This window comes from Epibacterium sp. ABV4_022, from assembly GCF_056159345.1.
Map to the genome: position 1 here is coordinate 470,341 of NZ_JBSWVA010000001.1, position 26,273 is coordinate 496,613.

At 62.5% G+C, this 26,273-nt stretch carries 23 protein-coding genes; 16 read left to right on the forward strand and 7 right to left on the reverse strand.

Features of this window, described 5'->3' with window-relative positions:
* Positions 1 to 3: 3 nt before the first annotated feature.
* Complete coding sequence (locus ACXAF5_RS02230; protein WP_474945382.1) at positions 4 to 3,285, reverse strand: response regulator; 3,282 nt, start codon at positions 3,283 to 3,285, stop codon at positions 4 to 6.
* A gap of 354 nt (positions 3,286 to 3,639) precedes the next feature.
* Here ACXAF5_RS02230 and ACXAF5_RS02235 point away from each other — a divergent pair, with 354 nt between their 5' ends.
* The 7 genes from ACXAF5_RS02235 to ACXAF5_RS02265 all read left to right on the forward strand — a co-directional run bounded on the left by ACXAF5_RS02235 (position 3,640) and on the right by ACXAF5_RS02265 (position 11,365).
* Positions 3,640 to 5,295, forward strand: coding sequence for an ABC transporter substrate-binding protein (locus ACXAF5_RS02235; protein ID WP_474945383.1), 1,656 nt, complete (start codon positions 3,640 to 3,642; stop codon positions 5,293 to 5,295).
* Positions 5,296 to 5,382: 87 nt separating this feature from the next.
* Entirely contained in the window at positions 5,383 to 6,360 is a 978-nt protein-coding gene (locus ACXAF5_RS02240; protein WP_474945384.1) for an ABC transporter permease, read from the forward strand.
* On the forward strand, positions 6,360 to 7,268 hold the full coding sequence (locus ACXAF5_RS02245; protein WP_005623685.1) for an ABC transporter permease: 909 nt from the start codon (positions 6,360 to 6,362) through the stop codon (positions 7,266 to 7,268). The genes ACXAF5_RS02240 and ACXAF5_RS02245 overlap by 1 nt, the downstream gene beginning before the upstream one ends.
* Positions 7,265 to 8,077, forward strand: a complete 813-nt coding sequence (locus tag ACXAF5_RS02250; protein ID WP_474945385.1) for an ABC transporter ATP-binding protein — start codon at positions 7,265 to 7,267, stop codon at positions 8,075 to 8,077. Before ACXAF5_RS02245 ends, ACXAF5_RS02250 begins: the two co-directional genes overlap by 4 nt.
* A complete protein-coding gene (locus ACXAF5_RS02255) occupies positions 8,067 to 8,996 on the forward strand; it encodes an ATP-binding cassette domain-containing protein (protein WP_474945386.1) in 930 nt (309 codons plus the stop codon). The genes ACXAF5_RS02250 and ACXAF5_RS02255 overlap by 11 nt, the downstream gene beginning before the upstream one ends.
* Entirely contained in the window at positions 8,989 to 9,444 is a 456-nt protein-coding gene (locus tag ACXAF5_RS02260; protein WP_474945387.1) for a GNAT family N-acetyltransferase, read from the forward strand. Before ACXAF5_RS02255 ends, ACXAF5_RS02260 begins: the two co-directional genes overlap by 8 nt.
* A gap of 37 nt (positions 9,445 to 9,481) precedes the next feature.
* A complete protein-coding gene (locus ACXAF5_RS02265; RefSeq protein WP_474945388.1) occupies positions 9,482 to 11,365 on the forward strand; it encodes a beta-N-acetylhexosaminidase in 1,884 nt (627 codons plus the stop codon).
* Between the two features lie 45 nt (positions 11,366 to 11,410).
* Here the strand turns inward: ACXAF5_RS02265 and ACXAF5_RS02270 are convergent, their stop codons facing one another.
* The gene (locus tag ACXAF5_RS02270) at positions 11,411 to 11,869 is read right to left on the reverse strand and encodes an Lrp/AsnC family transcriptional regulator (RefSeq protein ID WP_065325377.1); all 459 of its coding nucleotides are present in this window, start codon (positions 11,867 to 11,869) and stop codon (positions 11,411 to 11,413) included.
* Between the two features lie 114 nt (positions 11,870 to 11,983).
* Between ACXAF5_RS02270 and ACXAF5_RS02275 the strand changes: the two genes are divergently transcribed.
* Both ACXAF5_RS02275 and ACXAF5_RS02280 read left to right on the forward strand, forming a co-directional pair.
* Positions 11,984 to 13,186: a methionine gamma-lyase gene (locus tag ACXAF5_RS02275; protein WP_474945389.1), complete on the forward strand. Its 1,203-nt coding sequence runs from the start codon at positions 11,984 to 11,986 to the stop codon at positions 13,184 to 13,186.
* A gap of 9 nt (positions 13,187 to 13,195) precedes the next feature.
* A complete protein-coding gene (locus ACXAF5_RS02280; protein ID WP_474945390.1) occupies positions 13,196 to 15,580 on the forward strand; it encodes a transketolase in 2,385 nt (794 codons plus the stop codon).
* A gap of 8 nt (positions 15,581 to 15,588) precedes the next feature.
* On the opposite strand, the gene ACXAF5_RS02285 is transcribed toward ACXAF5_RS02280, so the two are convergent.
* The 3 genes from ACXAF5_RS02285 to ACXAF5_RS02295 are packed head-to-tail and all read right to left on the reverse strand — an operon-like array spanning position 15,589 to position 18,628.
* On the reverse strand, positions 15,589 to 16,611 hold the full coding sequence (locus ACXAF5_RS02285) for an ABC transporter substrate-binding protein (RefSeq protein ID WP_474945391.1): 1,023 nt from the start codon (positions 16,609 to 16,611) through the stop codon (positions 15,589 to 15,591).
* Positions 16,581 to 17,966, reverse strand: coding sequence for a sensor histidine kinase (locus ACXAF5_RS02290; protein WP_474945392.1), 1,386 nt, complete (start codon positions 17,964 to 17,966; stop codon positions 16,581 to 16,583). Before ACXAF5_RS02290 ends, ACXAF5_RS02285 begins: the two co-directional genes overlap by 31 nt.
* The gene (locus ACXAF5_RS02295; protein ID WP_239318459.1) at positions 17,963 to 18,628 is read right to left on the reverse strand and encodes a response regulator transcription factor; all 666 of its coding nucleotides are present in this window, start codon (positions 18,626 to 18,628) and stop codon (positions 17,963 to 17,965) included. Before ACXAF5_RS02295 ends, ACXAF5_RS02290 begins: the two co-directional genes overlap by 4 nt.
* Positions 18,629 to 18,730: 102 nt before the next feature.
* Between ACXAF5_RS02295 and ACXAF5_RS02300 the strand changes: the two genes are divergently transcribed.
* The 6 genes from ACXAF5_RS02300 to ACXAF5_RS02325 all read left to right on the forward strand — a co-directional run bounded on the left by ACXAF5_RS02300 (position 18,731) and on the right by ACXAF5_RS02325 (position 24,770).
* Positions 18,731 to 19,711: a tripartite tricarboxylate transporter substrate binding protein gene (locus ACXAF5_RS02300; protein ID WP_239318461.1), complete on the forward strand. Its 981-nt coding sequence runs from the start codon at positions 18,731 to 18,733 to the stop codon at positions 19,709 to 19,711.
* 84 nt (positions 19,712 to 19,795) lie between these two features.
* Entirely contained in the window at positions 19,796 to 20,281 is a 486-nt protein-coding gene (locus tag ACXAF5_RS02305; RefSeq protein WP_474945393.1) for a tripartite tricarboxylate transporter TctB family protein, read from the forward strand.
* A 12-nt stretch (positions 20,282 to 20,293) separates the two neighbouring features.
* Complete coding sequence (locus ACXAF5_RS02310) at positions 20,294 to 21,814, forward strand: tripartite tricarboxylate transporter permease (RefSeq protein ID WP_239318465.1); 1,521 nt, start codon at positions 20,294 to 20,296, stop codon at positions 21,812 to 21,814.
* On the forward strand, positions 21,804 to 22,991 hold the full coding sequence (locus tag ACXAF5_RS02315) for a CaiB/BaiF CoA transferase family protein (RefSeq protein WP_474945394.1): 1,188 nt from the start codon (positions 21,804 to 21,806) through the stop codon (positions 22,989 to 22,991). The genes ACXAF5_RS02310 and ACXAF5_RS02315 overlap by 11 nt, the downstream gene beginning before the upstream one ends.
* A complete protein-coding gene (locus tag ACXAF5_RS02320; RefSeq protein ID WP_216012370.1) occupies positions 22,988 to 23,755 on the forward strand; it encodes a citryl-CoA lyase in 768 nt (255 codons plus the stop codon). The genes ACXAF5_RS02315 and ACXAF5_RS02320 overlap by 4 nt, the downstream gene beginning before the upstream one ends.
* A complete protein-coding gene (locus tag ACXAF5_RS02325; protein WP_474945395.1) occupies positions 23,742 to 24,770 on the forward strand; it encodes an AbrB family transcriptional regulator in 1,029 nt (342 codons plus the stop codon). The genes ACXAF5_RS02320 and ACXAF5_RS02325 overlap by 14 nt, the downstream gene beginning before the upstream one ends.
* Positions 24,771 to 24,814: 44 nt before the next feature.
* Here ACXAF5_RS02325 and ACXAF5_RS02330 read toward each other — a convergent pair whose 3' ends face one another.
* Together ACXAF5_RS02330 and ACXAF5_RS02335 are read right to left on the reverse strand one after the other, a co-directional pair.
* Positions 24,815 to 24,943, reverse strand: a complete 129-nt coding sequence (locus tag ACXAF5_RS02330) for an entericidin (RefSeq protein WP_239318468.1) — start codon at positions 24,941 to 24,943, stop codon at positions 24,815 to 24,817.
* A gap of 12 nt (positions 24,944 to 24,955) precedes the next feature.
* Complete coding sequence (locus tag ACXAF5_RS02335) at positions 24,956 to 25,450, reverse strand: hypothetical protein (RefSeq protein ID WP_474945396.1); 495 nt, start codon at positions 25,448 to 25,450, stop codon at positions 24,956 to 24,958.
* A 212-nt stretch (positions 25,451 to 25,662) separates the two neighbouring features.
* Between ACXAF5_RS02335 and ACXAF5_RS02340 the strand changes: the two genes are divergently transcribed.
* The gene (locus tag ACXAF5_RS02340) at positions 25,663 to 26,250 is read left to right on the forward strand and encodes an exopolysaccharide biosynthesis protein (RefSeq protein ID WP_474945397.1); all 588 of its coding nucleotides are present in this window, start codon (positions 25,663 to 25,665) and stop codon (positions 26,248 to 26,250) included.
* Positions 26,251 to 26,273 lie beyond the last annotated feature (23 nt).

A 26,273-nucleotide genomic window follows, 5' to 3' on the forward strand; every position in this document is an offset into this window, starting at 1 on the left:
GTCTCAGCCACGCTGGGCGATCAAGGCGCGGAACTCCTCCAGCCGGGTTTCCATCGCATCAAAGCGCTGGGCGAGGGCCTCGTCCACGGTGTCGCGTTCCTTGAGCGAGAGCACAAAGCTCACGGTTTTCAGCACGTCGCGCCAGCGCGGGTTGTCGGGCAGGGTCTCGATCAGCAGGTATTTGTCGAGCGTGCGGGTCTGCAATGATGTCTTGTCGAGATTCACGCGCCAGATGCCACTGGTCTCCGCAAAGCCGATCTTGCCCTTGCCGGTCGCGGCGCTCCAGATCTCCAGCGAGTCCGACATCAGCGCCACGATGGTTTCGCGATAGCTGTCACCGGGCGCGGCGCTGGCGTCTTCGGTGGTATCTTCTGTAATCAAGGAAGGCAGCGAGGTGTCGACCACATCACGCAGAGAGTGCACGAATTGCGCGCGCGGGGTTTGCGCTTGTGTGAACAGCACTGCACGCCCACCGCCAGCTTCGGGGAGCATGGCAAACAGGCTGACCTGATGCGAGGTCCCACGCAGGGTGATTTCCATGTGGATCGGCTCGTCCTCGACTTCTGTTTGTTCCAGCGGGGCCAGAACCTCCGGGGGCAGAACCTCCTTCAGGCGACTGCGGTTCACCGTCACGCGCTGGTCGAGAACCTGTTGCGCGGCGTCATTGACGTAAGTGACCACACCACGGGCATTGATGCAGATCAGCCCGTCCTCCAGCGTGTCGAGCAATTGTGTCATCCGGCGCTGCGACAGGCGTAGGGCGTCCTCGATCTGGATACGACGCTCGATTTCCTCTTTCAGCTCGCGGTTTTCCTCGGCCCGGCTGCGGGCGCGGCTGGCCTCAAGAAGGGTGCGAATGCGGCTCAAAAGCTCGTCTTTGACAAAGGGTTTCACCACATAATCATTGGCGCCTGCCTCAAACCCCGCAAGCATATCGCTGGTGCGCCCGCGCGCGGTGAGCAGAATGATCGGCAGCTCATGCAATCCGTGGCGGCGGCGCAGATCCCGCGCCACATCAAGCCCGCTGAGACCCGCCATCATCACATCCAGCACGATCAGATCAGGCCGGTCCTGCGCAACATTGCGCAGCGCTTCTGTCCCGTTGCGCGCGGTGGTGACACGGTAGCCTTGCGGTTGCAGCACATTTTGCAGCACTTGCAGGTTGATCGGTTCATCATCCACGGCGAGGATCATCGGCGACCCATCCGGTGCGGCCGGGCTGGTGTTGCCTGTCTCGGACTGCATCATCGGGGCCGGGGCAAGTTGCGTGGGCAGCCATTCCTCAAGCGGCGCAATCGCCGGCAGGTCGGATTGCGGCAAGAGCACCCGGAATTCCGATCCTTCGCCGGGGGTGCTTGAGACCTCGATGCTGCCCGACATCAGATCCGCCAGATGGCGCGCAATGGTAAGCCCCAGACCGGTGCCTGTGGCCTGACCTGACCCTTCGGGCATCAGCTGTTCCAGCGGGTGAAAGATCCGCTCCATGCTATCGGCAGCAATCCCGGGGCCATGATCGCGGATCGCAAGTGCCATCTGCCCCGAGGCACGCCGCTCTGCGGTGATATGTACCTCGCTGCCGCCGCCATATTTCACCGCATTTGACAGCAGGTTGAACAGGATCTGCTCAAACCGTACCGGGTCCGCAGTGACGGCGGGCAGATCCTCGGGCAGGTCGAGGTGGAATTTGGCCGGATCCACCTGAAATGTCGGCTGCAACAACTGCAGCACGTTGCGCAGCGCATGGGCGACATCCACGGGCTGCAAATCCAGCCGCATGCGGCCCTCACGAATGCGGTAGATGTCCAGAAGATCATCCACCAGCCGCGACAAGCGCCGCGCGCTGAAGGTGATCAGACGCAGTTGGCTCGCCTGTGCGGGCAGCATGTCGCCCATGGCGCCGCCTTCCAGCGTTTCCAGAATGCCGATGATCCCGTTCAACGGCGTGCGCAGTTCGTGCGAGGTATTGGCAAGGAAGCGGTCCTTCATCCGGTCCGCTTCTTCGAGCTTTGCGTTCTTTTCGCCGATCTGGCGCAGGTTTTCCTGAAGCTCGGCGTTCTTATCGCGGATCATGTCGAGCTGATCGCGCAAGGCGCGCCGCATCTGGTTCACGGCGCGCGAGAGACGCGCGTATTCCACCGGGTGGTCGTATTCCGGTAGCGCTTCGTTCAGGCTGCCGGTGGCGACGGCGCTGGCGGCCTCTGAAAGGCGCCGGACCGGGCGGGTCAATGCGTTGGAAAACAGGAAGGACAATACCGCTAGACCCGCGACAGCCACCGCCCCGATCAGGAACAGCGCGTTGCGCAACTGGCGGCTGGTGGCAAAGGCCGTGTCCCGATCCGCCTCGGCGACGACCGTCCATTCGGGAAACGGCGGGTCCAGCACCCGCCAGGCCGACAGGGACGGGTCCCCCGAAAGACCTGCCTCCAGCAGGGCGACCCCATCCGCCCCGCTCATCGCATCTGGCATATCACCGGGCGTGGGCCCGCCACTGGAGGCAATGATCGTCCCTTGCGACGACAACACCGTCAGGGCGGTTTCGCTCTCGATCATCAGCCGTTGCAGGCTGTTGGGCGGCATGCGGAGGATCATCGCGCCCTTGTTGCTGCCATGCAGGCGCACCGGCACCGCCAGATAGGCCACGAGATCCCCGGTGACCGCATCCAATGCGTAGTCCTGAAACACCGGATCATAGCCCGGCTGGCTCACCGCGCGGCTATAGGCCTGCCCCAAACCAACAGTGCCCGGGTCCAGCATGCGCCCAAGATAGCGGTCCTTGTGCACCGAATAGACCACCTGACCGTGACGATCCGCGAGATAGAGATTGTCGAATTCGGCCTCGTTCAAAAAGTCGAGAAACCCCGCGTGAAAGCGGCGATGGGTATTGGAATACTCCAGCGCCTCGCGCAGCAGCCGATCCTCGCTGCCAATGCCGGACGGGGGCGCTGCAGGGCCATCGATATCGAAAATATTGCGCAGCTTGGCGCCGGCGTCCTCGGGGGTGCCGTCCATCTGCCGCAGCGCATGGCTAAAGCCATAAAACTCCCCCACGGAGTAGCGCACATTGGCAGACTGGGCGAGGTTTTCGGCCTGCCTGCGGGCATAGGTCATATACTGCGTGATCTCGCTGGCCTTGGCATCACGCACAAAGGCCACCTTCTGAAAGGTCTCGGTGGCGATGGTCTGATTGACCAGCCGATAGAACACCATGCCGCCCAGCGTCAGCGGCAGAACCGACGCAAGAAGAAAGGTGAACAGCAGGCGCGCGCGAATTCCCTGTAGCGGCACGGTGGCTCCGGTTTTTCTGGTTTTGTTGCGCGTGATCCTGCGGTTTGCGGCCCGCCGAAGCAAGAGCGCCGGCCGAAATCGCGATGCCTGTGTATCGGCAAGCGGACTCTCTAACAGATTGGTCTGGCTCTATAATTGCGATACGTGAAAACGGCGCGCGCGGCGTTTTGACGAAATTTCCGATTTTTCGGGTACCATTGGAGGCGCAGCGCGGACTTCATTGTGGGACATCCCCGGCGTTTGGTGAGGAGACCAAATGCCGCCATGAATTCGATCATGGGCCACCTGTCACAAGGCGGTATCAGGCGGATGAACACGAGGCGGGGCAAACCCGTCATCACAGGGAGATAGAAAATGAAATTCACTGCTACCGCCGGGCTGCTGGCCTCGGTTGCGCTCTGGACCACCGCTGCTCAGGCAGAGGAAACCGTGCTGAGTGCGCTGCCGGAACAGGTCACCGCATGGGTGGAGAACTTCAACCCGTTCAACCAGACCACCGCCGCGCCCTCGGTCATGCATTTCATGTACGAGCCGCTGATTATTTTTAATGCGCTGGATGGCGGCAAGCCGATTTACCGTCTGGCGACCGCATTTGAATATTCCCAGGATCTCAGCACCATCACCGTGATCCTGCGCGAGGGCGTCCAGTGGTCCGATGGCGAAGCGTTCACCGCCGATGACGTGGTCAAATCCTTCGATCTGGCGCTGAGCGATCCGGCGCTCGACAGCGTAGGCATGGCGCAGATGCTCTCTGGCGTCGAAAAAATCGACGAGATGACAGTTCAGTTCAACCTCTCCACCCCTTCCAGTCAGGCGATGTATCAGATCGTGCGCGTGCCGATCGTGCCGGAACACATCTGGAGCGACGTTGCAGACCCCGTCACCTTTACCAACCCTGATCCGGTTGGTTCTGGCCCGCTTACGGAAATCCGCCGCTTTACGCCGCAGGAATACATCCAGTGTCGCAATGACAACTATTGGGACGCCGAGAGCCTCAAGGTCGACTGCATGCGTTTCCCGCAGATCGCCAACAACGATCAGGCGCTGGCAGCCGCCGCCAATGGCGAGCTGGACTGGATGGGGTCTTTCCTGCCCGATATCGAGAACACCTATGTCGCCAAGGACCCGGAGCATCACAGCTACTGGCTGCCCGCAGGCTCTCTGGTTGCGTTCTACATGAACTTTGAGGCCAAGGAGGCTGGCGACAAAGAAGCGATCAACGATGTTGCCTTCCGCCGTGCGGTGTCGATGGCGTTTGACCGCGAGGCGATGGTTGAAATCGCGGGCTACGGCTATCCGACAATCAACCAGTATCCGTCCGGACTGGGCCGCGCCTATCACGCGTGGAACAATCCCGAGGTGGACGACAAGTTCGGCGCGTTCACCCAGTACGATATCGACGGGGCCAAGGCGCAGCTGGCCGAAGCCGGGTTCAAGGATGTCGATGGTGACGGCTTTGTCGAGACACCGAATGGCGAACAGATTGATCTTGAGGTCATCGTGCCCAATGGCTGGACTGACTGGGTCAACAGCAGCCAGATCGCGGTTGAAGGTCTGAATGCAGCCGGCATCAAGGCCAATGTCTCAACCCCCGAGTCTGCGATCTGGACCGAAAAGCTGATCAAGGGCGACTACGACATGGCGATCAATTCCGTTCGTGTCGGTGCGACCCCCTTCAACCAGTATCTGGACTCCCTGCATGAGATCAATCAGGCCAAATCGCGCTTTGCCGCCTCGCGCTACTACAATAAAGAGCTGAGCGGCCTGCTGGATGCCTTCACCCAGACCAGCGATACCGACAAGCAAATGGCGATCATCGCCGATGTGCAAAAGATCGTCGGTGAAGACATGCCGCTGGCCTATGTGTTCAATAATCCGCGCTGGTATCAGTACAACACCAAGCGTTTTGAAGGCTTCTTTAATGCCGACAACCCGGTGGCCAACCCGGTGGTTCACAAGACCAATCCGGCCCGTCTGATCCACCTCCTGAACCTGCGCCCGGTCGACTAAGTCCTCCCCGACCTTCGGGACCGCTCATCTGAGGGGCGGTCCCGCTTTTGGCGCCACACTCCCCCTCCCGACAGATGGTTTGACCTGATGCGTTTTCTTTTGAAGCGGCTCGGCTTTTATGCCGTTGCCTTTTTGGTGGCCGCGACCTTCAACTTCATGATCCCGCGCCTGTTGCCCGGCAACCCGGCGGATATCATGCTGGCGAACTCCGGTGGCATGATCGCACCCGAAGCGCGCGAGGCGCTGATGGCCACCTTTGGGTTCATCGACGCGCCGCTGCATGAACAGTATTTTGCCTATCTCGGCTCGATCTTTACCTGGGACTTTGGGCTGTCGATCAAGTTCTACCCGATGCCGGTTGCCGATGTGCTGACACAGGCGTTGCCGTGGACCTTGTTCCTGACCGGCTCGGCCCTGTTGATTTCCTTTTCCATCGGCACGCTTCTTGGCGTGCTTGCAGCATGGCGGCGCGGGCAGCTTACGGATGTGATCGCCTCGCCGACCGCATTGGCGCTGCAATCGGTGCCCGCTGTCGTGGTCGCACTTTGCGGGCTGTATTTCCTTGCGGTGCGCAACCGTTTCTTACCGACCTCTTATGCCTTTGATCCCAAGCTGGACCCGGCGTGGAGCTGGGAGTTCATCTCTTCCGTGGCCTATCACGGCTTTTTGCCGGTGGTGACGCTGAGCGTGGTGCTGATCGGCGGCTACCTTATCACCATGCGCAACAACATGATCGGGCAGCTGGGAGAGGACTACCTCGCCATGGCCGAAGCCAAGGGGCTGAGCGATGCCCGCGTGCGCTATGCCTATGCCGCCCGCAACGCGCTGTTGCCATCCGTCACCGCGCTGGCGCTCAGTTTCGGGGCGCTGTTTGGCGGCTCTCTCATTACCGAGGTGGTGTTCAACTATCCCGGTGTGGGCAACCTTTTGTACCTTGGCATCGTCGGGCGGGATTTCCCGCTGATCCAGGGCCAGCTCCTCATCATGACACTCGCCATGCTGCTCGCGAACCTCGCGGTGGATCTGGCCTATGTCTTCCTTGACCCCAGACTGAAGAGGGCCTGATGTCAGATCTCCTTCGTACCTTCCTGCGCAACCGCAAGGCGGCCATCGGGCTTGCTATCGTGCTGGCCTATGTCGCAATTGCATTGGCCGCGCCTTTGCTTGCCCCTTTCGATCCCATCGCCCGTGTGGGGCGTCCGCATCAGGCCCCCTCGGCCGAGCATTGGCTGGGCACAACCCGCATGGGGCGCGATGTGTTCAGCCAGTTGATCTGGGGCACCCGCACCTCCTTGATGGTGGGGATTGTTGCCGGGCTGATCGTGACCGCCATCGGCACTTTCATCGGCATCACCGCCGCCTATTTCGGCGGTCTCGTGGATGATGTGCTGAACTTCCTCACCAATGTGGTGCTGGTGCTGCCGCAACTGCCGCTTCTGCTGGTTCTGGCCGCGTTTCTCGGTCAGGTCGGACCCTGGGCGATTGCACTGATTATTGGCCTGACCTCTTGGGCGTGGGGCGCGCGCGTCACCCGTGCGCAGGCGATGTCGCTGAAAACCCGCGACTTTATTCAGGCCTCCGCGATGATTGGCGAGCCCACATGGCGGATGATCCTCGTGGAGATGCTGCCGAACCTGCTGTCGATCATCGGTTTCAATTTCATCGGCTCTGTCATCTTCACCATCATCACCGAGGCGACGCTGGAATTCCTCGGGCTTGGCAGCCCCTTGGCGCTGTCCTGGGGCACCATGCTTTATAATGCGCAGACCGCATCGGCGATCATGGTTGGCGCATGGTGGGAGGTGCTGGCCCCCTGTGCCGCCATCGTCCTGATCGGCGTGGGCCTGTCGCTGATGAACTTCGGCGTGGACGAGATCGCAAACCCCCGGATGCGCACCCTTGGCAATGTCGCCAAGGCACTCCGGATCGAAAAGCGCCTGTTGCGCCAACGGATGCAGGAGGCCAGCCAATGAGCGCGCTTCTCTCTGTCGACGGCTTGCGGGTCGATTACCTGACCTCAGGCGAGCCTTTCACCGCTGTTCGGGACATTTCGTTTGAGATCCAGCCCAACGAGATCCTCGGTCTGGCGGGCGAGTCCGGTTGTGGCAAGAGCACGGTGGCCTATGCCCTGATGCGCCTGCACAAACCACCGGCATTGGTGCGCCGCGGACGCATCATGTTTGAGGGGCGCGATGTTTTGTCGTTCTCCGACAGGGACTTGCGCGCGTGGCGCTGGTCCGAGGTCTCCATGGTGTTTCAAAGTGCGATGAACTCGCTCAGCCCGGTGATGACGATCTTTCGTCAGTTCTACGACATGCTGCGCGCACACGGTCCGATCACCAAGGCGGACGCACAGGATCGCACCGCCCATATGCTGGAGATGGTCGGCATCCCGGCGGATCGCATGCATTCGCATCCGCATCAGCTGTCGGGGGGGATGCGGCAGCGGGTGGCGCTTGCCCTTGCACTCACGTTGCAACCCAAACTCATCATCATGGATGAGCCGACAACCGCGCTCGACGTGGTGGTGCAGCGCGAGATCCTGCAAGAGGTGCTGCGGCTGAAGGACGAATTGGGGTTCTCGGTTCTGTTCATCACCCACGACATTGCACTGATGGCGCAGATCTCGGATCGCATCGGCATCATGCGCGCGGGCGAGATTGTCGAAATCGGCACTGCCGCGCAGATCGTGACCAACCCGAGCCACGACTACACCCGCAGCCTGTGGGAGGCGATGCCGATCCTTGCCAAACGCCCGGAAGGAGCGCGTCATGCTGTCTGAAACCCCGATCCTCAGCCTTGATAGTCTCAGCAAGACCTTCACCTTGCGCCCCGCCTTCGGCCGCGCAACCAAGGTGCATGCGCTGCGCAATGTCTCGCTTGATCTGATGCCGGGACGTGCGCTGGCACTGGTGGGCGAGAGCGGCTCTGGCAAAAGCACAGTGGGCCGGATGATTGTGGGGCACCACACGCCGACCTCGGGCCGCATCCTGTTTGAGGGCCAGGATATCGCAGAGCTGACCACACGCGCCGATCAGATGCGCTATCGGCAAGCGGTGCAGATGGTGTTTCAGGATCCGTTTTCGGCGCTCAACCCCGCGCATACGATCCGTCATCACCTGCTGCGCGCCCTGTCGCTGCACCAGCCGGAGGCCGATCCCGAAACGGCCCTGCGCATGATCCTAGAGGATGTGGAACTGGACCCGATCTCGACCCCCGCAAAGTTCCCGCATGAACTGTCGGGCGGGCAACGCCAGCGGGTGAATTTCGCCCGCGCATTGGCGGTTAAGGCGCGTCTGATCGTGGCGGATGAGCCGACCTCGATGCTGGATGTGTCGATCCGCAAGTCCATCCTCGGGCTGATGCAGCGCCTGAAAGACGAACACGGGCTGTCGCTTCTCTATATCACCCACGATATCGCCACGGCGGAATATCTGGCCGAAGACACGGCGGTGATGTTTCGCGGTCAGGTGGTCGAGAAAGGCCCCACCGCAGAGGTCGTGGGCGCGCCGCAACATGGCTATACGAAACTGCTACGCGCCGCCGTGCCCGATCCGGAGCTGCGGCTGACCGGCAGCGATGCGGGCTTTGCCGCCGAGGCACGCCGGGTGCGGGACCTCAGCGCGCATCCTGTCCGTGCCTTGCAGGAGGTCAGCCCCGGCCACCTCATCGCGCAACACGCGGAGGCCGCCCATGCCTGATATGCTGGTGCCGCTCTATCGTCTGCCGCCGGTGCCCGATCTGGCGGATGGCCTCACGATCCGGCCTGCACTGCCATTTGAATCGCATGTCCTGCTGGAGTTCGTGAGTCGGCATTTCAGTCCCAAATGGGTGGATGAGTGCACGGTGGCGCTGGCTGCGCGCCCGGCGCGGGTTCTGATTGCGACCGAAGGCAAACGCCTCTTGGGGTTTGCCTGCTATGACGTCACCTGCCGCGGTTTCTTTGGTCCCACCGGCGTCGACCCGCAGGCCCGTGGCAAGGGGCTTGGCAAGGCGCTCCTGCTCGCTGCACTGCATCGCCTGCATGACGACGGGTTCGCCTATGGCATCATCGGTCAGGCCGGGCCGGTGGAATTTTATCAGCAGGTTTGCGGCGCGGTGGCGATCCCGGACTCTGATGAGGGCGTCTTTGCGCGCGCCCTTGTCTGACACCCTCTGACACATCCAACCAACAGGATCATCTCAAATGCATTTCCACCTCGACAGCCTTTGGCACGCCGAAGAGGGCGCGATGGAGTTCGCGCTGACCAATTGCGGCGACACGCCGGTTGCAAATCCGCGCCTTGTCTACGCCACCCTGACGCGCTGCCTGCGTCCCTCGCGTTGCACGGGGGCGCGGCTGATACGGCGGCAGGCGAATTTTCACGAGTACGCCTCTGACGCGGGCTTTGTGCTGCAACCGGGCGAGACGTGGCGGTTCACCGAGTTCAACCTCACCCGTCCGGCGCTGCATTCCAATGAGGGGCCAAAATCTGCCGGAGTCTTGCTGGAGGACGGAACCCTTGTCCCGGCCTTTGCGGGGGATTTGCAGGCTTCAGCGGCGGTTGCAGATACAAATGCATCGCAGAATGCGGCTCTAACATGCGGGGTTTTGCCCGAACCTCGGCAAACCGCCATTACGGAGTGGTGCGCCACGGCCCCCGTCCATCTGGCACTTCGGACCGATGACGTCGCGGTCATGCAGAGCGTGTCACAGGTGGCAGACCTGACCCGCCGCCTGCATCCACTGGCACCGACCCCCTTTGTGCTGATCGCCAAGGATGACGTGCCGCAACTGACCGTTGAGGCGGATCAGACGCTGGGCGAGGACGCCTATCGGATCACCTGGGCGGAGGGTAAAGCCACGCTCTGCCATGGCGCGGGACAGGGGCTGTTTTACGGCCTGATTACGCTGGCGCAGGTGCTGACCAATGCCCATGCGGAGCCTGCGCGCCACGGCGTTCCCCGCAGTGGGCAGATCGCGGATGCCCCCCGCCACGGCTGGCGCGGCGCGCATCTGGATGTCTCGCGCCAGTTCTACCCGCTCGATCAGGTGCTGCGCTATGTGGACATTCTGGCGTGGCACAAAATGAACCGCTTCCACTGGCACCTGACCGATGACGAAGGCTGGCGGTTGGAGATCAAGGCCTATCCGCAACTCACCGAGACCGCTGCGCATACCGGGATGGAGCTGCCAGTGTTGCCGCAGCTTGGCGCCGATATGACCGGGCAGGGCGGCTATTATACGCAAGACGAGGCGCGACAGGTGGTGAAACATGCCGCGCGGTTGGGCGTTGAGGTCATGCCGGAGATTGATGTTCCGGGGCATTGCGCCTGTGTGCTGGGGGCCTTGCCCGACCTCGTCGACCAAGAAGAACCCGAAAGCTACTGGTCGGTGCAGGGCTTTGGCAACAACGCGCTGAATCCGGCCATTGAGGGGTCTTATACCTTTGCCGAGACCGTGCTGGCCGAGGTCTGCGAAATCTTCCCGTTTGAGGTCGTGCATGTGGGCGGTGACGAAGTGGCCGAGGGCGCATGGATGCAATCGCCCAAGGCAAAGGCGATGATGCGCGAAACCGACCTGAAGGACACGCCGGAACTGCAGGCCTATTTCCTGCGCCACATTCAGAACTTTCTGATCGGCCTTGGTCGCAAGCTTGGCGGCTGGGAGGAGGTTGCCCATGGCGGCGGTCTGGACCCCGCGCATAGCCTGCTGTTTGCATGGACCACCATCGAGAAAACCGCTGAGCTGGCGCAAGAGGGCTATGACGTGGTCAGCACACCGGGGCAGGCCTATTACCTCGATATGGCGCTGTCGGATGCGTGGTATGCGCCGGGGGCCAGCTGGGCCGGGTTCACCCCGCTCGACAAGACCTATGCGTTTGAGGCCGACAATGGAGATGCGGCTCTAATTGGGCGTTTGAAGGGTGTTCAGGCCTGCGTCTGGAGCGAGCATCTGACCACGATGGCGCGCCGCAACCACATGATCTTCCCCCGCCTCAGCGCCATTGCCGAGGCCGGGTGGAGCACGGCGGAAAACAAGGATTACGACAGGTTCACAGCGCTCGCGGACCTGATGCCGCTGCTCTGAGCCACCAAACAGATCAGCGGCCTCGGGGACACTCCGGGGCCGCTTCTATCCCAGCCTTGGAAAGACCGAGGTGTTCTTGACCGTGCTGTAAACAAAGCTGGTGTCAATCGAGGCAATGCCCCCGATCGGGTGAATGCGATTGCGGATGAAATCCTCGTAGGCGTCCAGATCGGCCACCACTACTCGCAGCTGGTAATCCGTGGCCCCGGTCAGAATGTGACACTCCAGCACCTCGTCGATCATATGGACGCGGCGCTCGAAATTCTTCACGTCCTCCTCATTGTGGCGCTCCAGTTTGATGCGCACAAACACCGTGATCGGCAGCCCGTAGGCCCGCGCGTCCACATCGGCGCTGTAGCCCCGGATCACACCGGCGGCCTCAAGGTTCTTGACCCGGCGCAGGCAGGGCGAGGGCGAGAGGTTCACCGCGTCCGCAAGGTCCTGATTGGTCATCCGGCCGTTGGCCTGAAGCACGCGGATAATCTGGCGATCTTTTGTGTCCATTACGCAATCCATTGGCAGAATCTGCCAACATGATCTGTGATGTTGGTATCTTTTGCAATCTAACGCCTCACGCGGGGGCGCATCATGGCGGACAAATGAGGAAGGAGACCCCACATGTCCGATGCCAAAGGCTTTGCCACCCGTGCCATCCACCACGCCTATGACCCGATGCAGAACGAGGGCGCGCTGACGCCGCCGGTGCATCTGACCTCGACCTTTGTGTTCGAGAACGCCGAAGCGGGGGGCGAAATGTTCGCGGGCGAGCGCGAGGGCCATATCTACAGCCGGATCTCAAACCCGACCTGCGCCCTGCTGGAACAGCGCATTGCCACGCTCGAAGGGGCCGAGGCCGGTCTGGCGCTGGCAAGCGGCATGGGCGCGGTGACGGCGATCCTGTGGACGCTCCTCAGCCCCGGTGACGAGGTCATCGTCGACAAGACACTTTATGGCTGCACCTTTGCCTATATGCGTCACGGGTTGTCGAAATGGGGCGTGACCATCACCCATGTGGACATGACCGATGCGGATGCCCTGCGTGCCGCCATCAGTGACAAGACCCGCGTGGTCTATTTCGAGACCCCCGCCAACCCCAATATGCGGCTGGTGGACATTAAGCTCGCCTCTGAGATTGCCCATTCCGTCGGCGCGCGGGTGGTGGTGGATAACACCTACGCGACACCTTACCTGACCCGCCCGATCGAGCTCGGCGCGGATCTGGTGCTGCATTCGGCGACCAAATACCTTGGTGGTCACGGCGATGTGGTCGCGGGGCTGGTTGCGGGCAGCGCCGAGCTTTTGACCGAAATCCGCCTTGTCGGCATGAAGGACATGACCGGCGCGGTGATGGCGCCGTTCAACGCGATGCTGATCATGCGCGGGCTGAAGACGCTGGCGCTCAGGATGGACCGTCACTGTGCCTCGGCGCAGACCGTCGCGGAGTGGCTTGAGGCCCAGCCCGGCGTCGCCAAGGTCTATTTCCCCGGTCTGCAAAGCTTTGAACAGCATGCGATTGCCAAGGCGCAGATGGCGCAGCCCGGTGGCATGATCGCCTTTGAACTCGAAGGCGGCATGGAGGCTGGCATCAGCCTGATGAACCGCCTGCAAATGATCCAGCGCGCGGTGTCGCTGGGTGATGCGGAGACGCTGATCCAGCACCCGGCCTCGATGACCCATTCCACCTACACGCCCGAAGAACGCGCCGAACATGGCATCAGCGACGGGCTTGTACGCTTGTCGGTGGGGCTGGAAGAAGTCTCTGACATTCTGGATGATCTGCATCAGGCGCTGTCGCCCGAGATGCGGCAGGCGGCAGAGTAAGGGGGCGAGATGTCCGACCAGATCCAGCACCTGAAAACGGTGGAGCAGCGGCTGTTGTGGCTGTCCCACTGGATGATCCACAACGCCAACCACCTGCGCGCCAAGGAAGACGGCATCAAGATCGGCGGCCATCAGGCGTCCTCGGCGTCGATGGTGTCGATCATGACCGCGCTCTATTTCTCGGCGCTTCGCCCCGAGGATCGGGTGGCGGTCAAACCGCATGCCTCGCCCATCTTCCACGCGATGCAATATCTGATGGGTCACCAGACCCGCGAGAAGATGGAGAATTTCCGGGGCTTTAGTGGCGTGCAGAGCTACCCGAGCCGCACCAAGGACATTGACGATGTGGACTTCTCCACCGGCTCTGTGGGCCTTGGGGTTGGCATCACCGCGCTTGCGTCCATGGTGCAGGATTTCATCACGGCCAAGGACTGGGGGGCGGATGTGTCTCTGGGTCGCATGGTGGCGCTCGTGGGCGATGCCGAGCTCGATGAGGGCAATATCTACGAGGTGTTGCAGGAAGGCTGGAAGAACGACCTGCGCAACACCTGGTGGATCATCGATTACAACCGCCAGAGCCTCGATGGCATCGTGCGCGAGGGGCTGTTTGGCCGGGTCGAGAAGATCTTTGAAGCGTTCGGCTGGGACGTGGTGCGGGTGAAATACGGCGCGCTGCAACGGGCCGCCTTTGAAGAACCCGGCGGCGCGGCCCTGCGCGACTGGATCGATGCTTGCCCGAACGTGGAATACTCCGCGCTGACCTATATGGGCGGGGCCAATTGGCGCAAACGCCTGATGGAGGATCTGGGCGATCAGGGCGAGGTCTCGGCGCTTATCGACAAGCGCAGCGACGCGGAACTGGCGGCGCTGATGGAGAACCTCGGCGGCAACTGCGTGGAAACGATGGCCGATACATTTGCCGCCATCGACCACGACCGCCCGACCTGTTTCCTTGCGTATACGATCAAGGGTTGGGGCACGCCGATTGCGGGCCACAAGGACAACCACGGCGGCCTCATGACCAAGGCGCAAATGGCAGAGTGGCAGACCCACATGGGCGTGGCCGAGGGGCAGGAGTGGGAGCCGCTGGCCACCGTTTCCGACACGGCGGGCTTTCAGGCCTACCTCGATCAGGTGCCGTTTTTTGCCAAGGGGGCGCGGCGCCACTCGGACGCGCGGCTTTCCGTGCCAGCGGTGGCGGTGGACACAAGCCGCGAGATTTCAACGCAGATGGCCTTTGGCAAGATCCTCGACGATCTGGCGCGGGGCGACAGCGATCTTGCGGCGCGGATCATGACCACCTCGCCCGATGTGACCGGCACCACGGGGCTTGGGCCATGGGTCAATCGGCGCAAGCTCTTTGCCCGCAAGGCACAGAAGGATGCGTTTATCGAGCATCGCATTCCTTCGACGGCCAAGTGGAACTTTGATCCGCACGGCCAGCATGTCGAACTTGGCATCGCCGAGATGAACCTGTTCCTGCTGCTGGGCGCGGCGGGCCTGTCGCATAGCCTCTGGGGCAAGCGGGTGATCCCGATCGGGACGGTCTATGATCCCTTTGTCCACCGGGGCTTGGATGCGCTCAACTACGCCTGCTATCAGGATGCGCGGTTCATGATCGTTGGCACGCCCTCGGGGGTGACGTTGGCGCCAGAAGGCGGCGCGCATCAATCTGTGGGCACGCCCCTCACGGGCATGGCGCAGGACGGGCTGGCGAGCTTTGAGCCCGCCTTTGCCGATGAGCTTGCGGTGATCATGGAATGGGCCTTTGACTATATGCAGCGCGATGGCGACGGCGACCCGGACGAGCGGACCTGGCTGCGCGATGAAACCGGCGGATCGGTCTATCTGCGGCTGACCACCAAACCGCTCGAACAGCCGGGGCAGCGGGTCGATGATGCCTTCCGTCAGGGCGCGATTGATGGGGCCTATTGGTTGCGCAAGCCGGGGCCGAATTGTTCGGTGGTGATCGCCTATCAGGGCGCGGTCGCGGATGAGGCGATTTCGGCGGCCGGTCTGGTTGGAGAGCATCGGCGCGATGTTGCGGTGCTGGCAGTGACCTCGGCGGATCGTCTCAATGCGGGCTGGACGGCGGCGCAGCGGGAACGGGCGCGCGGCAACCCGCAGGCCCTGTCGCATGTGGAGCGTCTCTTGGGCGAACTGCCGGCCCATTGCACCCTGATTACCGCGATTGATGGCCATCCGGCGACGCTGTCGTGGCTGGGGTCAGTCGCGGGGCACCGGGTGGTGTCGCATGGCGTCGAACACTTCGGCCAGACCGGCACCATCGGCGATCTCTACCGCCATTTTGGCCTCGACCGTCACAGTCTGGCGCGGTCGGTGGGTGAACTGACCACGGGTGCGCGCCGCATTCCCGGTGGTCAGGCGGGCTGAGGTGCGGCCTACTGCAAGACGGCGCTGCTCCATTCGCGCAGGAACGCGGCCTTCTTGAAGGCGTCCAGATAGACCAGCAGCCCGGGCCCCATGCGGATACGACGCAGGGCCTGGGTGTCGTCGCTCCAGGCGTCTTCCTCCAGCACGGAAAACGCCCCGGGGGCCGCCTGCCACCCCTGCGAAATCAGGTGGTCGATCATCAGGCCCGCCAGTTCGGGCGCCTTGCTGTCGCGCGGAATGAAGGCGGTACGCAGGGCCACCACGGTGTAATCCTGCGGCAGCAGAACAAGCACGTCATCCGTGTTGCTTTTCTCGCGCGCATAGCTGCCCAGCACGTTGTAGGCCATGGTCAACTCGCCGGAGGCCACATCGTCGATCATCTGGCTCGAACAGCAATAAAGCCTCACGCCGACCGATCCCATCACCTCGCTCAGCCTCCAGTAGGTGTCCGAGGTCCGCGCATCCTGCGTGGCATAGAGATACCCAAGCCCCGAGGTGCGGATGTCATAGGTGCCGACCTTGCCCTGGAACCGGTCGGGATGGTCGCGGATCAAGGCAATCAGATCCTGCCGGTTGTCCGGCAAAGGCAAGCCATCCAGCGCCTTGCGCGACAGCACCACCGCCGCGGGTTCCTGGGTAAATGCAAACAGGTGTTCGCGCCAGCGGGCCCAGGCCGGCAGCCGCTGCGTCGCCAGAGAGCTGTAGGGCTGCGCCTTGCCGTCGTTCACCAGCTTGGTTTGCAGATCGGTTGCGATCGAGATCGCCAGATCCATGTCGACCGTGTCACTGTCGAGTGCCTGCATCAGTTCACCGGAACTGGCCACCGTGTACTCAACCCGCACATCCGGCAGGTTGCGCAGGAAATCCCGCAATGTCGGCTCGAAGAATTCCGCATCGCCGGTGGACAGGACGCGCAGGACCCGGCGCGCGTCAGGGGGGCCGACGCTGATGTGGTTTTCGACCTCGAACGCAGGCAGCGGCGCCGCAAAGAGGCCGAGGATCAGGCCAAGGGAAACGACAAGCTTGCGCATGCACCACCTGTATCGCTGTGATTGGTGAGAAAGAGCCGCCCGCCATGGGCGCGGGCAACTTCATGTGCGATGGTCAGACCAAGCCCGGACCCGACCACGGCCTCCGTATTGCCGCCGCGCACAAACCTGCGCGTGAGGCGGCCCATGTCGGCCTTTGGGAAACCTGCGCCCTCGTCCCGCACGGTGATCTCGGCGGTGGTGCCCCTGCGGCGGGCGCTGACATGGACGATGCTGTCGGCGGGCGAATACTTGATCGCATTGTCGAGCAGATTGAGCAGCGCGCTCTGCATCAGGATCGGATCCCCCTTCACCACCATTGCGGTGTCGGGCAGGGTGATCTCAAGGTCGATATCGCGCAGTTCCGCCAGCGGGCGCAGGCGCGACACCGCATCCCGGGCCAGGCGGGTCAGCTCCACATCTTCCATCTCCAGATGATCGGAGCGAAAGGAGACCATGGCGTGATCCAGCAATTGTCCGGCTGCGCGGCTGCTTTCGTCGATGGCGCGGATCATCTCGCGCACGGCCTGACGGTTCTCGGGCTTGTCGACCCGGCGCAGGGTGATTTCCGCCTGCGTGCGCACGGTGGTGAGCGGTGTGCGGACCCGGTGCGCGGCCTCGGCGATCAGATCCTCCGACCGCGACAGCGAGGTCTTGAGACGGCTCATAAACCCATTGAGCGCGCCCACGAGGGATTCCATCTCCGCCGGCACCGGGGCCGAGACGGGCCGCAGATCCGAAAGGCCGCGCCGCGATACCGAGCCTGCCAATTGCCGCAGCGGCTGGATCGCGGATTGGGCCGCGAGAATGCCAAAGATCGCCGCGATCACAAAGAATCCGATGCCAAACCCGGCCACGGTCCGTGAAATCCCCGCCAATTGCTGACGCAAGCCATAGCGGGTCTGCGCGACGGTCACCTCGACAAAATCGGGCGTGCCGCTGACCGACAGACGCCGGGTGGCGGTGGCCATGCGAATTTCCTCGCCATCGTAGCGCGCGGTCTGGAACCGCGGGGCCAGATCGATGGCCGCCACCGGTTTTGGCAGATCCGGGTAGCCGGTGAGGAACTCCCCGTTGCGGGTGATGGCATAAAACACCCGATCATCGCTGATATTGCCGAGCATGGAAAAGGCGAAATAGGGAATATCCACCGTCAGCTCGCCATTGCGCACGGAGGCGGAGTCGAGGATGGCGGTGACCGAGGCCGAGAGGATTTCATCCTGGCTTTGGCCCGCCAGATCACGGGTGTAGTTCCGCACCACGAAGAACACCAAAGTCGCCAGAAGCGCCGCTCCGGTCAGCAGCTGAATGATCAGGCGTCGCCGGATGGAGCCGCGCAGCTGGATCGGCGTGCTCATGTCAGGCTCAGCCGGTAGCCGAGACCGCGCACGGTGACGATCTGTGCCTGCGCGCCTTCCAGATGTTTGCGCAGGCGTCCGACATAGACCTCGATCGCATTCTCCGAGGCATCGACGTCATAGGAAAACAGCCGGTCCACAAGCTTTGATTTGGAAAATACCTGATCGGGGGCGCAGATGAAGATCTCCAGCAGGCGCAATTCCCGGTTGCGCAGGTGGATCTCGCGGTTGCCGACGGTCAGCGTGCAGGCCAGCGGATCAAAGCTGATGTCGCCGAGCCGGTGCACATTGCTGGCCCCGCCGCTCTGACGCCGCAGCACCGCCCGGCAGCGCGCTTCCAGCTCGGAGAAATCAAAGGGTTTGACGATATAGTCGTCGGCGCCAAGATCCAGCACCCCGACCCGATCAGACACTTCGGATCGCGCCGTGAGGACAATCACGGGCGTGTCGCGGCGCGCGGCGCGATGAGATTGCAGAAAGTGCCGCCCGTCGCCGTCGGGCAGCATGATGTCCAGCAGGATCAGGTCGTATTCGGTGGTCGCGATGAAATCCTCCGCCGTGCCAAGATCGCCGGCGCGATCCACCACATGCCCGTCCAGGGTCAGACGTCCCACCACCGCGTTGGCAAGCTGGTCGTTATCTTCAACGAGTAAATAGCGCATGGCGGGGAAACTTTTGCCTCGTGTCAGGTTTGTGTCAGCTTGAACCGGGATATCCCGATTCATGAGCGTGCAATTGCGCGTTTGTCAAATGGGAGGAACATTATGACATCTTTTGCGCTGGGTCGTCGGACCCTGATGGCTGCTGCTGCGGCCGCCCTGACCTTCGGCTCCCCGGCTATGGCCGAGCAGGTTCTCGACAAGGTTCACTTCCTGATCCCCGGCGGCGCCGGTGGTGGCTGGGACGGAACCGCGCGCGGCACCGGTGAGGCGCTGACCAAGTCGGGCCTCGTTGGCACCGCATCCTATGAAAACATGTCCGGCGGTGGCGGTGGCAAGGCCATCGGGTATCTGATCGAGAACGCCGAAAGCCTGGATGACACGCTGATGGTGAACTCCACCCCCATCGTGATCCGCTCGCTGACCGGCGTGTTCCCGCACAACTTCCGTGACCTGACGCTGGTTGCCGGCACCATCGGGGACTACGCGGCCCTGGTTGTGGCCAAGGACAGCCCGATCGGCAATATGGAAGAATTCCTCGCGGCCTATCGCGAAGATCCGCGCGGCACCGCCGTGGGCGGCGGCTCGGTTCCCGGTGGCATGGACCACCTCGTTGCGGCCATGGTGATGCAGTCCGCGGGCGAAGATCCGACCGCGCTGAAATACATCCCCTATGACGCAGGCGGCAAGGCGATGGCAGCCCTGCTGTCGGGCGAGATCAAGGCGCTTTCCACGGGGTTCTCCGAGGCGATCGCACTGGCCGAAGCGGGCGAAGTCAAGATCCTCGGCGTGACCGCGGACGAGCGCGTCCCGGCCTATGACAGTGCCGCCACCATGAAAGAGCAGGGGCTGGAGACCACCTTCGTGAACTGGCGCGGGTTCTTTGGCGCGCCGGGCCTGTCGGAAGACAAGGTTGCCGCCTATCAGGACGTGCTGGCCAAGATGTATGACACCCCCGAGTGGGAAGACGTGCGCGCCCGCAACGGCTGGGTCAACATCCACAACTCCGGTGACGAGTTCAAAGCCTTCCTCGAAGGTCAGGAAAAGGTCATCGGCGACCTGATGAAGCAGCTGGGCTTCCTCTAATTTTCGAGCAGTGACGTCAGGTCCGGCACCAATCGCGGGTGCCGGACCCTTTCCCGTATCCCCAAACAGCAACAGGAGGAGATCATGGCGCTCGACCGTTGGATCGCGCTGATCATTCTCGGCATCGCTCTGGCCTATGGCTATGCGGCCTTTTTCACCATGGATCAGCTACTGCCGCCGTTCATGCAGCGAAACCCGATCTGGCCGAGCACCTTCCCCAAGGTTCTGGCCGTTCTGTCGATCTTGACCGCTGCGATCATCGTTCTGGGGCTGGAAAAACCCAGTGGCGAGGTCAAGACCCCGGACATCGATTACCGCCGCCTTGGCGACTACAACATCGGTCAGGCCGCGTTCTTGCTGGGGCTGATGGTTGCCTATGCGCTCTTGCTGCGTCCGGCGGGGTTCCTGTTGTCCACCTCCGGGTTCCTCATCGTCGGCGCGATGATCCTTGGCGAGCGCAAGCTGTGGATTCTGATCCCGGTTGCGGCCGTGGCGACGGGTATCGTCTGGTACCTCGTCGAGGGCGTGCTGGGCATCTTCTTGCGGCCCTTGCCGTTCTTTCTCGGATAATCGGAGGCTCAGATGCTCGAAGGTTTGATGATCGGCCTCTCTACGGCCTTTTCCGTTACAAATATTCTGATGGTGATCGGCGGCTGTCTGATCGGGACATTCATCGGGATGCTGCCGGGGCTTGGCCCCATGTCCATCATTGCGATCATGATCCCGGTTGCGATCACGCTGGGGGATCCCTCTGCCGCGCTGATCCTGCTGGCCGGGGTCTACTATGGTGCGATCTTCGGGGGCTCGACCTCGTCGATCCTGCTCAACGCGCCGGGGGTCGCGGGCACCGTGGCCTCCAGTTTCGATGGCTATCCGATGGCGCGCGCCGGCATGGCCGGCAAGGCGCTGACCATCGCGGCGATCTCGTCCTTCATGGGGGGGACCATCGGTGCGATCCTGTTGATGGTCTTTGCGCCGATGCTGTCGACGGTCGCACTCCTGTTTCACTCGGCCGAGTATTTCGCGCTGATGGTCGTGGGGCTCTCGGCGATCGCGGCCTTTGCGGGCACCGGCAATGTGGCCAAGGCGCTGATGATGACGCTTTTGGGTCTGATGATGGCCACGGTGGGCGAGGGCGCATTGTTCAACATGCCGCGGTTCACCATGGGGCTGATGGATCTGCAATCCGGCTTCAGCTTTATCACGCTGGCGATGGCGATGTTTGCCCTGCCCGAGGCGATCTTTCTGGTGATGAACCCCAAACGCTCCGCCCAGGGGGGCGAGGACGGTGGCAAGATCACTGGCCTGCGGATCTCCGGCCAGGAGGCGCGCAAGATCGCGCCCGTGATCGGTCGCCAGTCCATCCAGGGTTTCTTTATCGGCGTGTTGCCGGGCGCGGGGGCGACGATCGCCTCCTTCCTCGGCTACGCGGTGGAGCGTAACATCGCCTCTGAGGAAGAGCAGAAAGAATTCGGCAAAGGCGCCATCAAGGGGCTGGCCGCACCGGAGACTGCAAATAACGCGGCCTGTACCGGATCGTTTGTGCCGCTCCTGACGCTCGGTATTCCGGGGTCGGGCACCACGGCGATCCTGTTGGGGGCGTTGATTGCGCTCAACGTGACGCCGGGGCCGCGGCTGATGGTGGATAGCCCGCATATCTTCTGGGCGGTCATCATCTCGATGTATATCGGCAACCTCGTGCTCCTGGTGCTGAACCTGCCGCTCATCCCCTATATCGCCAAGGTCCTGTCGATCCCGCGCAACTATCTGATCCCGTTCATTTTGTTCTTCACCCTGATGGGGTCGTATATCGGACAGAACAACGCGACGGAGCTGTTGATCCTCGTGGGCTTTGGCATCTGTGCGACGGTGCTGCGGTTTGCGGATTATCCGCTGGCCCCTTTGCTCATCGGTTTCATTCTGGGGCGGATGCTGGAGGATAACTTTGCGCGCTCGATGCAGATCTATGACGGCATTTCCTTCATCCTTGATCGTCCGATGACGCTGGGGCTGTTGGTGTTGGCCATTCTGCTGGTGATCGTGCCCAGCTACCGTGCACGCCGTGCCCGCGCCCGTGCGGCCGGGGTGGCCGATGGGGATTAAACCGCTCTCCGGGGTTCGGGTTCTTGACCTGACCAATGTGCTTGCGGGGCCGTATTGCTGTTATCAGCTGGCCCTGCTCGGTGCAGAAGTCATCAAGGTCGAGCGCCCCGGCACCGGCGATCTGGCCCGGCAACTGGGTGCCGATCCAGAGCGGAATAAATCCCTGATGGGGGTGAGTTTTTTGGCTCAGAACGCACAGAAGAAATCCGTGACCCTCGACATGAAACACGACCAAGGCAAGGCGCTGCTAAAGCGCCTTGTTCGCACATCTGACGTATTGGTTGAGAACTTCCGGCCCGGCGTGATGGAGCGCCTTGGCCTCGGGTATGACGTGCTTAAGGCGGAAAATCCAAACCTCATCTACTGCGCCATCAGCGGCTTTGGGCAGGACGGTGCGTGGAAGGACAACCCCGCCTATGACCAGATCGTACAGGGGATCAGCGGCGTCATGTCGATCACCGGCGATGGCGACAGCGCGCCTCTGCGCGTGGGTTATCCGCTGGCCGATACCGTGGGCGGCATGACCGCAGCCTTTGCGATCTCGGCAGCGCTCAACGACCCGGAGCGCGGCGCGTTTCTGGATATCTCCATGACCGAGGCGGTGATTTCCACCATGGGATGGGTGGTGTCCAACCACCTGATCGCGGGGCAGACCCCGGGCGCGCATGGTAATGAGAACACCACATCCGCGCCCTCGGGCACCTTTGCCTGCGCGGATGGGCCGATCAATGTGGCCGCAAACCGGGATGAGCAATGGCAATCCATGGCGCGCCATCTCGGGCGCGACGATTTGCTGGCGCATCCGGACTATGCCACCCGAGAGGATCGCAAACGCAACCGCCACATGCTGCGGGCAGAGCTGGAAAGCGTCCTTCGGACCCGGCCCGCTGCGGAATGGGTGGCCGAACTCAACGCGCTTGGCGTGCCCTCGGGGCCGGTGCTGACGGTGCCGCAAATTCTGAATGAGCCGCAAATCAAGGATCGTGGCCTGATTGCCGAGGTCGAAACCGAAGATGCCTCCCTGTCGCTGGCGGGCGCGCCGGTCCGGTTTGGCACCCATCGCCCGGTCCCGGATCAAGCGCCCCCTGCCTTGGGGGCAGATAATGACAGCATCTGGCAGGACATTGGCCTGAGTGCCGATGAGGTCGAAACCCTGAGACGGGAGCGCGTGATATGAGCGATGTGAGTGATTGGTGGCGCACGTCTATCATCGACATGGAACCCGGCCGCATCGACCTGCGGGGCACCCCCGTGCAGGATCTGATCGGCAACGTCAGCTTTGCCGAGATGATCTGGCTGATGGTTCGGGGCGACCGGCCGACACCTGCGCAGGCCCGCCTGTTTGAGGCCGCCTTGGTTTCGGCTGTGGATCACGGCCCACAGGCGCCCTCGATTGCAGCGGCGCGGATGGCGGTCACCTGTGGGTTGCCACTCAACAATGCGATGGCGACGGCGGTCAACATGCTGGGCGATGTGCATGGCGGGGCCGGGCAGCAGGCGGTGGAGCTGTATCACCACGTCGATGCCCACGCAGGGGATCTGGCCGCGGCGCTGGCGGACTGGCGCGCAGAACATGGCAAGATCATCCCCGGCTTTGGCCACCGGTTCCACAAACCAACCGACCCACGCGCGCCGCGCCTGATGGCGCTGGTGTCCGAGGCGGCAGAGGCGGGCGCGGTGTCAGGACGGTTCCAACACATCGGCCAAGCGATCGAGGCGCAAATCTCGGCTGAAAAAGGCACGGCCCTGCCGATGAACATCGACGGTGCAACAGCCGTGATCTATGCCGAGCTGGGCTTTGCCCCGCCGCTGGCGCGCGGGCTATTCTGCCTGTCACGCTCGGTAGGCATCCTGTCCCATGCGTGGGAGCAGCAACAACAGGGGGGGCGCAACAAGGGGCCGACCCCGCCGAAATACAGATGGACGTATGACCCTACGTGATACAATTGGCCTGATCGGCGCGCTTGTCGTCGCCGTGTTGGGCACCTTGATTTTTGAAGCAATCGGATTTCCCTCCGCCCCCCTGACCGGATCGGCGGCAGCGGTGTCGCTGGCGGCGCTCTTTGGGGTGCCGATCAAGATGCCAGTGTGGCTCAGGACCACGGCCTTTGTGCTTTTGGGGATCAACATTGGCAGCAGCGTCACCCGCGACATGCTCGCCTCGGCGCTGGCATGGCCGGTGACCATCGCAATCCTCGCGGTGAGCTTGTTCATCTCGCTCCGGATCAGTCGCATCGGGCTTCAGCACTGGATGCGGTTCAGCGCGAGAGACGCGGTTCTGGCCGCTGCGCCCGGCCATCTGAGCTATGTGCTGGCGCTGTCGCTCAGCGGCAATGGGCAGACCTCTCGGATCGCCATCGTACAAAGCATCCGCGTGCTGTTTCTGACGCTGTGCGTGCCGGTTCTGGTCTCGACGGTCTTTGGGGCGACGGGTGTGGAGCTGATGCCGGAGCATCCGCTGGCCCTGTGGCAGCTGGCGCTTTTGGTGGGGGTCACGCTTGCGGTCGGTGCGGTGTTTGATCGTCTGAACGTGCCCGCCGCCTATTTGCTGGCTGGTATTTTTTGCAGCGCCGCCGGACATATCTTTGCGCTCACTCCCGGACGCCCGCCGGAAGAGGCGACCTTTGTGGCGTTTCTGGTGATGGGCACCCTGATCGGCTCGCGTTTTGTCGGGCAAAAGCTCGCGGATCTGAAACTCGATTTTCTGGCGGGGCTGTGGGTCACGGGCGTCAATGTTGTGATCACCTTGATTGCTATCGGGGTCAGCATGCAGATCATGGGCCTGTCGCCCGCGCTGCTGATCGTCGCCTTTGCGCCCGGCGGTGTGGAGGCCATGGCCGCGATTGCCGTCACGCTCGGGCTCGATCCCGCCTTTGTCGCGGCGCATCACGTGATGCGGCTGATGATCCTGACGGTGTTGATGCCGCTGGCGCTCAGCCGGGCGCGGCCCACCTGAAAAAAGCCCCGGCGCGACTGACGCCGGGGCTGTGCACAGAGAGGTTATTGCGCCTCCTGCGCCTCTTGTTCGATTTCATTGCCAAGGTTGGACACATCGCGGCCCAGTCCTTCGGTGGCCTCGCAGGCGGTCAGGCCCAGCACGGCCACCAGTGATAGATAGATCATACGCATGGTGGGGCTCCGTTATTTCAGCTTGTCGGCAACATGGGTGGCAAAGGCATCCACCATCGCGGTGTAGAAGACTTCGCTGCCCACGTTGAGCGTGGTCACATCGGTGCCCTCGGGGTAGTAGACATTCGCCTGCTCGGCACTCACGGTCAGGGTGTAGCGCTGGTCGTACTGGCTCCCCGGCAGGTCAACAGAGACGTCCCCTTCGAGAACGGAGTCGGCGATGCCCATTTCCGCCTGCAGGCTCGAGGCCAACGCCACGGTATCGATCTCGATGTCGATCTCGGCGGCGTCTTCAACCGTTTGACCCTCTTCCGCAAGCTGATGGACCAGCTGCGCCGCCAGGGCGGTTTCAAGATCGGTCTCCAGCTCGCTCCAGACGGCCACGGCACCGCTGTTCTTCAGCGCGCTGGCATCGGCATCGACGTCGATATCCTGCACCATGGTGGAGGCACCGGCGGCGGTTGCCATGGTGGCGACAAGGGCGGTGGTACGGATCAGATGGGTCATCTCTATCTCCTTTCGAACTCATGTCATTCCCGGTGGGGATCTGACCTTACAACACGGGAGAGTGTCGAATGTTCCTGATTTCACGAGAAAAATTCGCTGTTTCCTGTTCCGGACCGGGCGGGGCCATGTGTCCTTGGCCACGCCGGGCGGGAACAATGCAGGCCCCGCGGCGTTTCGATTAGGAACGAGACCTATTCGAGAAAATGGACCCCATGACAGAGACCTCCCACCCCGTCGAAGATGTGCTGGATAAAACGGATGCGCTGCTCGAAGGGCGCAAGGATTATCTTGAAGTGGCCGAACTCATGGACGAGTTGGGCGTCAAGTCGATTGCTGCGGTCCTGGTTGCGCCGTCGCTGGCGCTGGTGTCACCCCTCAGCGGCATTCCGCTGTTCTCTTCCGCCTGCGGCATCACCATTGCCCTGATTTCCGGTCAGATGTTGATGGGGCGCAAGCATCTCTGGCTGCCGGACTTCCTGTCGCGCAGGGTGCTGTCGGCCAAGGCCACACAGAAAGCGACGCGTGGTTTGCGCCGCGTCGCGGCCTGGATGGACCGCAAGTTCAAGAAACGGTTCCAATCCCTGCTGACACCGCCCTTCTTGCGGGTGATACAGGTGATCTGCCTGTTGTGCGGCCTGATGATGCCCTTTCTGGAACTTCTGCCGTTCACCTCTTCGATCCTGGGGGCGGTTGTGGCGCTTCTGGCGGTGTCCATGCTCACCGGTGACGGTCTGATCGCATTGGTGACGGTCACGCTGCTGGCGCTGGGTCTCGGCGGGGTGGCATTCCAGCTTATGTAGGCACGTTGATGCGGGCGGCGCGA

Bases quoted from the DNA above. Each gene is read 5' to 3' on its own strand.
- ACXAF5_RS02235 (WP_474945383.1), top strand. From the start codon at position 3,640: ATGAAATTCACTGCTACCGCCGGGCTGCTGGCCTCGGTTGCGCTCTGG.
- ACXAF5_RS02240 (WP_474945384.1), top strand. From the start codon at position 5,383: ATGCGTTTTCTTTTGAAGCGGCTCGGCTTTTATGCCGTTGCCTTTTTG.
- ACXAF5_RS02245 (WP_005623685.1), top strand. From the start codon at position 6,360: ATGTCAGATCTCCTTCGTACCTTCCTGCGCAACCGCAAGGCGGCCATC.
- ACXAF5_RS02250 (WP_474945385.1), top strand. From the start codon at position 7,265: ATGAGCGCGCTTCTCTCTGTCGACGGCTTGCGGGTCGATTACCTGACC.
- ACXAF5_RS02255 (WP_474945386.1), top strand. From the start codon at position 8,067: ATGCTGTCTGAAACCCCGATCCTCAGCCTTGATAGTCTCAGCAAGACC.
- ACXAF5_RS02260 (WP_474945387.1), top strand. From the start codon at position 8,989: ATGCCTGATATGCTGGTGCCGCTCTATCGTCTGCCGCCGGTGCCCGAT.
- ACXAF5_RS02265 (WP_474945388.1), top strand. From the start codon at position 9,482: ATGCATTTCCACCTCGACAGCCTTTGGCACGCCGAAGAGGGCGCGATG.
- ACXAF5_RS02270 (WP_065325377.1), bottom strand. From the start codon at position 11,869: ATGGACACAAAAGATCGCCAGATTATCCGCGTGCTTCAGGCCAACGGC.
- ACXAF5_RS02275 (WP_474945389.1), top strand. From the start codon at position 11,984: ATGTCCGATGCCAAAGGCTTTGCCACCCGTGCCATCCACCACGCCTAT.
- ACXAF5_RS02280 (WP_474945390.1), top strand. From the start codon at position 13,196: ATGTCCGACCAGATCCAGCACCTGAAAACGGTGGAGCAGCGGCTGTTG.
- ACXAF5_RS02285 (WP_474945391.1), bottom strand. From the start codon at position 16,611: ATGCGCAAGCTTGTCGTTTCCCTTGGCCTGATCCTCGGCCTCTTTGCG.
- ACXAF5_RS02290 (WP_474945392.1), bottom strand. From the start codon at position 17,966: ATGAGCACGCCGATCCAGCTGCGCGGCTCCATCCGGCGACGCCTGATC.
- ACXAF5_RS02295 (WP_239318459.1), bottom strand. From the start codon at position 18,628: ATGCGCTATTTACTCGTTGAAGATAACGACCAGCTTGCCAACGCGGTG.
- ACXAF5_RS02300 (WP_239318461.1), top strand. From the start codon at position 18,731: ATGACATCTTTTGCGCTGGGTCGTCGGACCCTGATGGCTGCTGCTGCG.
- ACXAF5_RS02305 (WP_474945393.1), top strand. From the start codon at position 19,796: ATGGCGCTCGACCGTTGGATCGCGCTGATCATTCTCGGCATCGCTCTG.
- ACXAF5_RS02310 (WP_239318465.1), top strand. From the start codon at position 20,294: ATGCTCGAAGGTTTGATGATCGGCCTCTCTACGGCCTTTTCCGTTACA.
- ACXAF5_RS02315 (WP_474945394.1), top strand. From the start codon at position 21,804: ATGGGGATTAAACCGCTCTCCGGGGTTCGGGTTCTTGACCTGACCAAT.
- ACXAF5_RS02320 (WP_216012370.1), top strand. From the start codon at position 22,988: ATGAGCGATGTGAGTGATTGGTGGCGCACGTCTATCATCGACATGGAA.
- ACXAF5_RS02325 (WP_474945395.1), top strand. From the start codon at position 23,742: ATGACCCTACGTGATACAATTGGCCTGATCGGCGCGCTTGTCGTCGCC.
- ACXAF5_RS02330 (WP_239318468.1), bottom strand. From the start codon at position 24,943: ATGCGTATGATCTATCTATCACTGGTGGCCGTGCTGGGCCTGACCGCC.
- ACXAF5_RS02335 (WP_474945396.1), bottom strand. From the start codon at position 25,450: ATGACCCATCTGATCCGTACCACCGCCCTTGTCGCCACCATGGCAACC.
- ACXAF5_RS02340 (WP_474945397.1), top strand. From the start codon at position 25,663: ATGACAGAGACCTCCCACCCCGTCGAAGATGTGCTGGATAAAACGGAT.